The 9,068-nt window shown below is 66.1% G+C and carries 9 protein-coding genes; 1 reads left to right on the top strand and 8 read right to left on the bottom strand.

Annotated elements, in window-relative coordinates; translation table 11 throughout:
• Positions 1-84: 84 nt before the first annotated feature.
• Both CBW66_RS21785 and CBW66_RS21790 read right to left on the bottom strand, forming a co-directional pair.
• Positions 85-987, bottom strand: coding sequence for a LysR substrate-binding domain-containing protein (locus tag CBW66_RS21785; RefSeq protein WP_086140980.1), 903 nt, complete (start codon positions 985-987; stop codon positions 85-87).
• A complete protein-coding gene (locus tag CBW66_RS21790; protein WP_086140981.1) occupies positions 984-1,757 on the bottom strand; it encodes an RNA methyltransferase in 774 nt (257 codons plus the stop codon). The genes CBW66_RS21785 and CBW66_RS21790 overlap by 4 nt, the downstream gene beginning before the upstream one ends.
• A 195-nt stretch (positions 1,758-1,952) precedes the next feature.
• Between CBW66_RS21790 and CBW66_RS21795 the strand changes: the two genes are divergently transcribed.
• Positions 1,953-2,732, top strand: coding sequence for an inositol monophosphatase family protein (locus tag CBW66_RS21795; protein ID WP_086140982.1), 780 nt, complete (start codon positions 1,953-1,955; stop codon positions 2,730-2,732).
• Between the two features lie 75 nt (positions 2,733-2,807).
• Here the strand turns inward: CBW66_RS21795 and CBW66_RS21800 are convergent, their stop codons facing one another.
• The 6 genes from CBW66_RS21800 to CBW66_RS21825 all read right to left on the bottom strand — a co-directional run.
• Entirely contained in the window at positions 2,808-3,749 is a 942-nt protein-coding gene (locus CBW66_RS21800; protein ID WP_230492151.1) for a type II secretion system F family protein, read from the bottom strand.
• A gap of 18 nt (positions 3,750-3,767) precedes the next feature.
• Entirely contained in the window at positions 3,768-4,736 is a 969-nt protein-coding gene (locus CBW66_RS21805) for a type II secretion system F family protein (protein ID WP_086140983.1), read from the bottom strand.
• Between the two features lie 6 nt (positions 4,737-4,742).
• Positions 4,743-6,032 carry a CpaF family protein gene (locus CBW66_RS21810; protein ID WP_086140988.1) on the bottom strand — a complete coding sequence of 430 codons (1,290 nt, stop codon included), beginning with the start codon at positions 6,030-6,032 and terminating at the stop codon, positions 4,743-4,745.
• A gap of 117 nt (positions 6,033-6,149) precedes the next feature.
• On the bottom strand, positions 6,150-7,310 hold the full coding sequence (locus tag CBW66_RS21815) for an AAA family ATPase (RefSeq protein ID WP_086140984.1): 1,161 nt from the start codon (positions 7,308-7,310) through the stop codon (positions 6,150-6,152).
• 37 nt (positions 7,311-7,347) lie between these two features.
• A complete protein-coding gene (locus CBW66_RS21820; RefSeq protein WP_086140985.1) occupies positions 7,348-7,620 on the bottom strand; it encodes a hypothetical protein in 273 nt (90 codons plus the stop codon).
• Positions 7,621-7,629: 9 nt separating this feature from the next.
• On the bottom strand, positions 7,630-9,068 hold a 1,439-nt coding region (locus CBW66_RS21825; RefSeq protein WP_139843065.1), incomplete at its 5' end, for a type II and III secretion system protein family protein.

Consider the following 9,068-nt stretch of genomic DNA (forward strand, 5'->3'; position numbering starts at 1 on the left):
TCCTGACAATCAAAACGCCATGCTGGCCCCTCGCTCACCATCTGTAAAATATCTTATTTATCTTGAAACGAGACGTTCAACGTCTCATTGCGCAGCACACTGCCGCAGCTGCGCCAGCAGCCGCTCGCGCACGGGAGACGTGCGTTGCGGGTCCCACGCCATGTACAGGTCGAGCTGGCGCAAGGCTTCGGGCGCGCTGCTTGCCAGCGGCAGCATGACGACGCCGGCAGGCTTGGACGCCGCCAGGCTGGCCGGCAGCAGGGCCACGCCAAAACCGGCCGCCACCAGGCCCAGCACCGTGTGCAGGCGGCGCGCCTGCTGCACCACGCGCGGCACGAAACCCGCGTGCAGGCACAGGCTGGCCAGCTGGTCGTGGAAACCCTGGCCCAGCTCGCGCGGCGAGGCGACGAAATCATCACCGGCCAGGTCAAGCAGGTCCACGCGCGCCTGGCCCGCGCAGCGGTGGCCCAACGGCAGCGCAACGACGATGTCTTCGCCGGACAGGCGCTCGAAGCGCAGGCCCGGCGTGCTGCGTCCCGGCGCGCGCAGCAGGGCGATATCGACCTCGCCTTTTTCCAGCCACTCGACCTGCTGCTGCGTCGATGCTTCGCGCAAGGTGAACTGCACGGCAGGCGAGGCGGCGCGAAACGCGCGCAAGGCATTCAATACGTGGGCGTAGGGCGTGATGTGGATAAAGCTCAGGCGCACATGCCCTTCGATGCCCTGCGCCACGCGGCGCGTGGCGGCCACGCCCTCTTCCAGGCTGGCCAGCACCTGGCGCGCGGTGGCCAGGAAAGCATCCCCGGCCGGCGTCAGGCTGACCTTGCGGTTGGTGCGCTCGAATACGGGATAGCCGAGCGTTTCTTCCAGCCGCAATATCGCCTGCGACAACGGCGGCTGCGCCATGTGCAGCCGTTCGGCCGCGCGGCGGAAATTGCGTTCCTCGGCGACGGCGATGAACTGGCGCAGCAGCCGCGTCTCGATCATGGGCCTTTTTTGGCGACCGCCAGGATATGCCGCGCGATGCCGCGCAGGATATTGACCTCTTCCGTTTCCAGCCCCGTGCGCGAAAACAGGCGTTTCAGACGCGGCATGAGTTTTTTCGGATTGTCGGCGTCGAGGAAGTCGATGGCGACCAGCGCCTGTTCCAGGTGCGCGTACATGCCGTCGACCTGCGCCAGGCTGGCCGCGTCGCCATGGAAGCCGACGGGGCTGGCCGCCTGAGCCTCGCCTGCCGCATCGAGCGCCGCCACGCGGCATTCATAGGCCACGACCTGCGCCGCCTGCGACAGGTTCAGCGAGGAATACGCGGGATTGGCGGGGATGTTGATCAGCACGTTGCACTGCTCGACGATCTCGTTGGGCAAGCCGAAACGCTCGTTGCCGAAGATGACGGCCGCGTGCAAGTCTTCGCTGGCCGCCAGTTGCGCCGCGATGGCGCGCGGGGCCGTGACGGGCGGCGAGAATTCGCGCAAACGGGCCGACACGGCGGCCGCGTAATTGCAGCCTTCGAGCGCATCGGCGATCGAGCCGACGATGCGCGCGCCGGCCAGGATATCCTGCGCGCCGCTGGCGAAGGCCACCGCTTCCGCGTCCGTCAAGGCATCGGGGAAACGTGGGTTGACCAGCACCAGATCGGAAAAACCCATCGTTTTCATGGCGCGCGCGACGGCGCCAATGTTGCCAGAGCGACTAGTTTCGACAAGAATAAATCGCAGGCGTTTGAAAAGAGACGTGTTGATTTCGGGCAGATTCATTTAAAATAGCGCTATTGCGCGGTATCGATACAGGAAATTTCGGGAAACGACGTCACAAAACGCTGACGCCAGGCCGGGATTTTAACCACTTCGGCACCGCTTTGCTCTTTAATTCATTCTTGCACACTTGCGCTCCGGCACTGAAAAGTACCGCTGGGCGCTCGCGTGCTTTTAACGGAAGCTCACATGCACCCAATGCTCAACACGGCGATCAAAGCCGCCCGCCGCGCCGCCACTGTCATCAATCGCGCCTCTTTTGACCTCGACCGCGTCGTCGTCACGGAAAAACAACATAACGATTTCGTCACCGATGTCGACCAGGCGGCCGAACAAGCCATCATCGAGGTGCTGTCCAAAGCCTACCCGGACCATGCGTTCCTGGGCGAGGAATCGGGAGCTTCCGCCAACTCGCACGACGAGAATGAATACCAGTGGATCATCGACCCGATCGATGGCACCACCAACTTCATCCACGGCTTCCCGCAATACTGCATCTCGATCGCGCTGGCACAGCGCGGCGTGATCACGCAAGCCGTCATCTACGATCCGGTCCGCAATGACCTGTTTACCGCCACCAAGGGCGCCGGCGCCTACCTGAACGAAAAACGCATCCGCGTCACCAAGCTCGACCGCATTGCAAACGCCGTGCTGGGCACCGGCCACGGCGCCGGCCCGCGCGCGCTCGACGACTACCTGAAAATGTACGCGATCATGGGCGAACGCAGCCAGGGCGTGCGCAGCGCCGGCTCGGCCGCGCTGGATCTGGCCTACGTCGCTTGCGGCCGCCTGGACGGCTTCTATCAAAAAGGCTTGAAGCCATGGGATATCGCCGCTGGCGCCCTGATGATCACGGAATCGGGCGGCATCGTCGGTGAATTCTCCGGCGAATCGGACTACCTGTACAAGGGCGACGTCATCGCCGCCAGCCCGAAGGTATTTGGCCAGATGGTGCCGCTGCTGGCGCCGTTTGCCTGATTGCCACGCGCAGGCTGATGCAAAAAAAGCTGCCGGAGGAAACTCCGGCAGCTTTTTTTTGCCCCTGGCCAGCCCTCAGCCGCCCCGCATGGCCGGCAGCAGCACACGGTAAATCTGCAGGAACGCCGGCCCCATCAGCACCACCATCAGCGACGGGAAGATAAAAAAGATCAGCGGAAACAGGAGCTTGAGGGCGATCCTGGCCGCCGTTTCCTCGGCGCGCTGGCGCCGCTTGGTGCGCAGCTGGTCGGACTGCACGCGCAGCGACGCGGCGATGCTCGTGCCGAAGCGCTCGGCCTGGATCAGCAAGGTCACCAGCGCATCGACATCTTCCACCCCGGTGCGCAGGGCCAGGTTGCGCAAGGCCTTGTCCTTGGCGCTGCCGGCGCGCAGTTCCAGCGTCACCAGTTGCAGCTCTTCGGCCAGGACCTTGCTTTTCAAGCCGATTTCCTGCGCCACGCGCGCCAGCGCCGCATCCATGGCCAGCCCCGCTTCGACGCACACCGTCATCAGGTCCAGCGCATCGGGAAAGGTCTCGAACACGTCGCGCTGGCGCTGTTTCAGGCAATGCGACAGCCAGACATTGGGCAGGTAATAGCCGAGGGCGGCCGCCGCGACCAGCCACAACAGCATATTGTGCCCGCCGTGGCGCAGCAGGAAATACGCCAGCAGCGGCAAGCCCACGAACAAGGCCGTCTTGGCCGCGTAGAACAGCGCGGGCGCGGCCTGGCTGCGCCAGCCCGCATGCACGAAGCGGCTGCGGATGGGCGAACTTTCCCAGCCCTCGTCCGGCAGCGACAGCCTGGCAAGCGGGCGCGTCAGGCTGACGGCATGCGCCAGCCAGCGCCGCCTGGCATGGCGCCCGCTATCGCCAGCGGCGCCGGCATCGCCCAGCGCCTGCAGCCGCTCCTGCACGGCGCTGCCGCCGAACATGCGCAGCACCAGCACGGCCAGCGCGAAAACGATCAGGAACAGCAGACCCAGCAAAGCCAACTGCGCCGCATTCATGTTGCTCATCGTGCTCCTCCCTTCATTTCACACGCGGATATGGATAATTTTTCGAATGCAGAGCACGCCAACGATCAGCAGGCCCAGCGCCACGCCGACCATCTTGCGCCCGCCCCCATCCGTGTACAGCACGGCGATAAACTGCGGATTCATCACGTGCATCATCAGCGCCGCGCCGAACGGCAGCAGGCCCAGGACCCAGGCCGACATGCGCCCTTCGGCCGACAGCACGCGCACCTGTCCCAGCAATTTCAGGCGGTCGCGGATGATGGCGCTGATGCTGCTCAGCAATTCAGTCAGGTTGCCGCCCGTCTCGCGCTGGATCAGCACGGCGATGACGAAATAGCGCAAGTCCGTGCTGGGCACGCGCGCGGCCAGGTTGCCCAGCGCATCGGCCATCGCGACGCCGAAACTGACTTCGTCGAACACCGCGCGAAATTCCTCGGCCAGCGGCCCCGTCATCTCCTCGCCCACCATTTTCAGCGCGGTGGGAAACGCATGGCCGGCGCGCATGGCGCGGCCCATCAGGTCGAGCGCATCCGGCAGCTGCTGCTCGATGCGCACCAGCCGCCGGCTCCTGGCGCGGCGCACCAGCAGGTACGGCAGCATGGCGCCGCCCGCGCCCAGGCCCAGGCGCACATACCATGGCAGGGGCAGCGCGCCGGCCAGCAGCAGGCCGGCCAGCGCGCCGAGTGCGCAATAGCCGAGGAACCCGGCCACGAGCCAGCGCATGCCCGCCTGCAGCAATAGCTGCTCGACGCGCCGCGCGCCGGGCAAGCCTTCCAGCACGCCTTGCAGGAACGGATAGACGCTCAGCGGGCGCTGCTTGGTGATCGACAGCGCCTGTTCGCCATCGCTGGCCGTATACATCGCTTGCAGGCGCCGCGCCACGCGCGCCGCGCCCGGCCCCCGCACCGCCTGCCACGCCAGCCAGGCGCCAGTCACCAGCAGCAGGACGGCCAGGAAAATAAACAGATACACAAGGTAGGAAAGCATGGCGGGTCAGCGCCCCGCCGCGGTGGGTTCGAACAGCGAGGCCGGCACGCCGATGCCGAAGCTGTTCAGGCGCTCGAGAAAGCGCGGGCGGATGCCGCTGGCCGAGAAATGCCCGACCACCGCGCCGCCCTCGGCCACGCCCGTCTGCCGGAAACTGAAAATTTCCTGCATCGTGATGACCTCCCCTTCCATGCCCGTGATTTCCTGGATCGACGTGACCTTGCGCTTGCCGTCGATCAGGCGCGACACTTGCACCACCACCGACACGGCCGAGCTGATCTGCTGCCGGATGGCCTTGCTGGGCAGGTTGGCCGCCGCCATGCTGATCATGTTTTCCAGCCGCGTGATGGCGTCGCGCGGGGTGTTGGCGTGGATGGTCGCCATCGAGCCTTCATGGCCCGTGTTCATGGCCCCCAGCATGTCGAGCGCCTCGGCGCCGCGCACCTCGCCCAGGATGATGCGGTCCGGGCGCATGCGCAGCGCGTTGCGCACCAGCGCGCGCTGGCTCACTTCGCCCTTGCCTTCGATATTCGGCGGGCGCGTTTCCAGCCGTACCACGTGCGGCTGCTGCAACTGCAGTTCGGCCGCGTCTTCCACCGTGACGATGCGTTCGGTATGGCCGATAAAGCCGGAAATCACGTTGAGCATGGTGGTCTTGCCGCTGCCCGTGCCGCCGGAAATGAGGATATTCATCTTCGCCTTGCCCAGGCCCTGCAGCACCTCGGCCATTTCCGCCGTCATGCTGCGGTAGGCGACCAGGTCGGCCAGGCGCAGGGGATCGACGGAAAAGCGCCGGATCGACATCACGGGGCCGTCGATGGCCAGCGGCGGGATGATGGCATTCACGCGCGAACCATCGGGCAGGCGCGCATCGACCATGGGGCTCGATTCATCGATGCGCCGGCCCACGCGCGAGACGATCTTGTCGATGATTTTCATCAGGTGGGCGTCGTCGTCGAAGCAGATGTCGGTCAGCTCAAGGCGGCCGCCGCGCTCCACATAGATCTGCTGGTGGCCGTTGACGAGAATGTCCGACACGCTGGCGTCCGACAGCAGGGTTTCCAGCGGGCCGAAGCCCAGCATCTCGTGCTGGATATCGCGCGTCAGGCTCCTGCGCTCGGCCTCGTTGATGACCACCGCCTCTTCATCCAGCAAGCGCTCGACCAGGCCGCGCAATTCTTCGCGGATGCGCTCCTGCGACAGGCGCTGCATGCTTTCCAGGTCGACCCGTTCGAGCAGCAGCCCATGGATGCGCAGCTTGAGGTCGCGGTAGCCGCGGTTGTCGATGGCCGCCATGCGTTGCGGCGCGAGCGCGGCGATCTTGGCGCTGCCGAGCCGTTCGCGGATGGACAAGGCGGCGATGGGGGAACTAGCCATGAAATGCTCCTGTTCTCAGTCGTTCAAGCATGTGGGTCAGGCGCGCCGCAGGACGCGGCCCAGCCAGCCCTGACGCGCCGTGCCGGCCGTGCCGCCGGCCAGGCTGGCGGCGAATTCCTGCAGCGAGCGCGTGATCGGGCTGGCTTTGTCGAGCTGCAGAATCGGCACGCCCTGGTTGACCGAGGCGGCCGCCGAGGCGTAGTGATTCGGCACGGTGCGGTAGACGGCCGTGCCATACGCCGCTTCCAGGTCGCGCAGGCGGATCTCGCCGCCCTTGTCGTGGCGGTTGACAATGATATGCACCTTGTCATTGGCGTATTCGAGCGAACGGAACATGCCCAGCAGGCGCTTGCCGTCGCGGATGTAGGGCAAGGTCGCCTGCAGGACGGGAAAGATCATGTCGGCGTGGTCCAGCGCGCGCACGCTGACGGCGTCGAGGTTGCGGCCCACGTCGAGCACGATGAAATCGTACTGGCGCCTGGCCTGCCGGATGATGGCGTCGATGTGTTCGGGCGCCACTTCGCTGGCGTGGGCGGGGTCTTCGGGCGCGGCCAGCACGCTGTAGTTGGGCAGGATGTGCAGCATGCTCGATCCCAGGAACGAGGAATCGAGCCGGTGGATGTCGCGCGTGACGTCGGACAAGGTGGCCAGCGGCTTGTTCTCGGAGACGAACAGCGAGGCGTCGCCAAAATGCAGGTTCATGTCGATCAGGGCAACGCGCTGCTGGCCGCCGGCGGCCAGCGCATAACCGAGATTGCTGGCGATGAAGGTGGCGCCGCTGCCGCCCTTGCACGAGATGAAGGCCAGCACCTTGCCATTGCCATGCTCGCGCCGCTCCAGCTTTTCCTCGATGCGTTCGAGCGCCGCATACAGACTGGCCGGCGCGGCGGGAAACGGCAGCACGTCGCGCACGCCCGCGCGCATGGCCTGCAGCAGGAATTCGGGCGGCTGCTGATGGCACAGCACGATGAAAGCCATGCGCGGATGCAGGTTGCTGAGGCGCTCGATGGCGGCCAGGTCGGCGCCGTCGTTCGACGGGCGGTCGAAGATCAGCACGTCGGGCGGCGACTGCGCCGCCAGCAGCGGTTCAAGCGATTCGCCGCCCGCATCGATCTCGTCGAGCCGGTGGCGGCCGCGCAGCAGCTGGCCCAGTGCGGACAGCGTTTTTTCATCCCTGGAATTGATGGCGATTTTCACGATAGGCCTTGCTGGTTCTGTGGTGACGGTGCCAGCTTCACTTGCGTGCCCCGACGCCGATGGTGAAGGCGTCCGCTTGCGGCGCGGGCGCGGCAAAGCTTTTCTGATACGCCGCGTAGGCCGCTTGGGCGGCCTTGCCGTCCATGCCGGCCACCGGGTCGCGGTTCGCGCCCGCCTGCGGCGACAGCACTTGCCGCAGGCGCAGCTGCGCGACGCTGTGGCCGAACTGGCGGTCCAGGTTCGGCGTGGCGGCGCAGCCGCTGGCGGCCAGGGCGGCCAGCAGTACGGGAAGGAAAACGGCATGCTGCATGATGGGCTCCTATTGAATGTCCGCGCCGGCTGGCGCTGTCTGCGTGGCCGCGTCCTGCCGTGGCCGTGGCGCGCTAGCGCCTTCCATCTTTCCTTGCAGGAAAAACTCGCCGCGGCTGGGTGCCACGTAGGCGTCGGTGGGCAACACAATTTCACTATCGAGCGGCTTGACCAGGTGCGGCGTGATGATGAAGACGAGCTCCGTGCGGTCCGTCTGGAAATCGCTGCTGCGGAACAGCGCGCCCAGCACGGGTATCTCGCCCAGGAAGGGCAAGGCCTTGATATTGGTCGTCACATTGTTCTTGATCAAACCGCCAACGGCAAAACTCTGGCCGTCGAACAGCTGCACCGTGGTGGTGGTGCGCCGCGTGGTAAAGGCCGGCAGCACCGCGTTGGCGGCGGCGCCCCCGCCGGTGGTGATGCCGATGCCTTCGCGGTTCAGCTCCGACACTTCCGGCGCCACCTTCAGGTTGATGCGTCCGCCTTCGAGCACGGTGGGCGTGAACTTGACGGCAATGCCGAATTCCTTTTCCTCCAGCGTGATCTTGTTGGTGGTGCTGTCTTGCGCGACCGGAATGAAAATCTTGCCGCCCGCCAGGAAACTGGCCTCCTGGCCACTGATGGCCATGATGTTCGGTTCGGCCAGCACCTTGACCAGGCCGTCGCGCTTTTGCGCGTCGAGCGTCAGACCGTTGCCATTCTTGCCGTTGACGGCACCCAGCTGGCCGGGGTGGCCGCTGAGCAGGTTCGACAGCAGGCCATAGGTCCAGTTGCCGCGCGTGCCGCTGATGCCCACGCTGGCGCCGAGCTGGTCGACCAGGGTCTTCGACACTTCGGCGATTTTCACTTCCAGCATGACCTGCTGCGGCGCCGCGACCGTCAGCATATTGATGACCTTGACGCCGCCGGCGGCATTGGCTGCAGCACCGGCGGCGCCGTCGGCCTGGGCCGCCGCGTCGCCCGCGCCGCGCTGGGCATAGGCTTGCGCCATCTCGAGAATCTGGCTGGCCTTGACGCTGTCGCTGACCTGCCCGGACAGCACGATGCTGCCGCCGGCCGCGCCCGCCTTGACGGCATGTTCGCCGGGGAAGACATAGGCCAGCTGCGCCTGCAAGCCCTGGACATCGATCTCGACTTCAATATCGACGATCACGGGGCGCTGCTGCCGGTCCCACAGGATCAAGTTGGTGCTGCCCGGGGCCAGGCCCCAGACGAACAGCTGGCTGGACGAGCCCAGCATCCTGGCGCCGGCCACGCGCGGATCGTTGACGGCGATCTGCGACACCGGCAGGCTCAGGCTGCGCAAGGTGGACTTGCCCACGGCGATGCGCACGGGCGCGCCCAGGCGGGCGATATCGGCGCCCAGCGACATGGGCGGCGCCGCGACGGGTGTCATGACGGCTTGCCGGGAAGGCGCCGCCGCGCCGGCGCCGCCGGGCCAGGCCAGGC

This window comes from Janthinobacterium sp. GW456P, from assembly GCF_002127655.1.
Classification (GTDB): Bacteria; Pseudomonadota; Gammaproteobacteria; order Burkholderiales; family Burkholderiaceae_D; genus Janthinobacterium.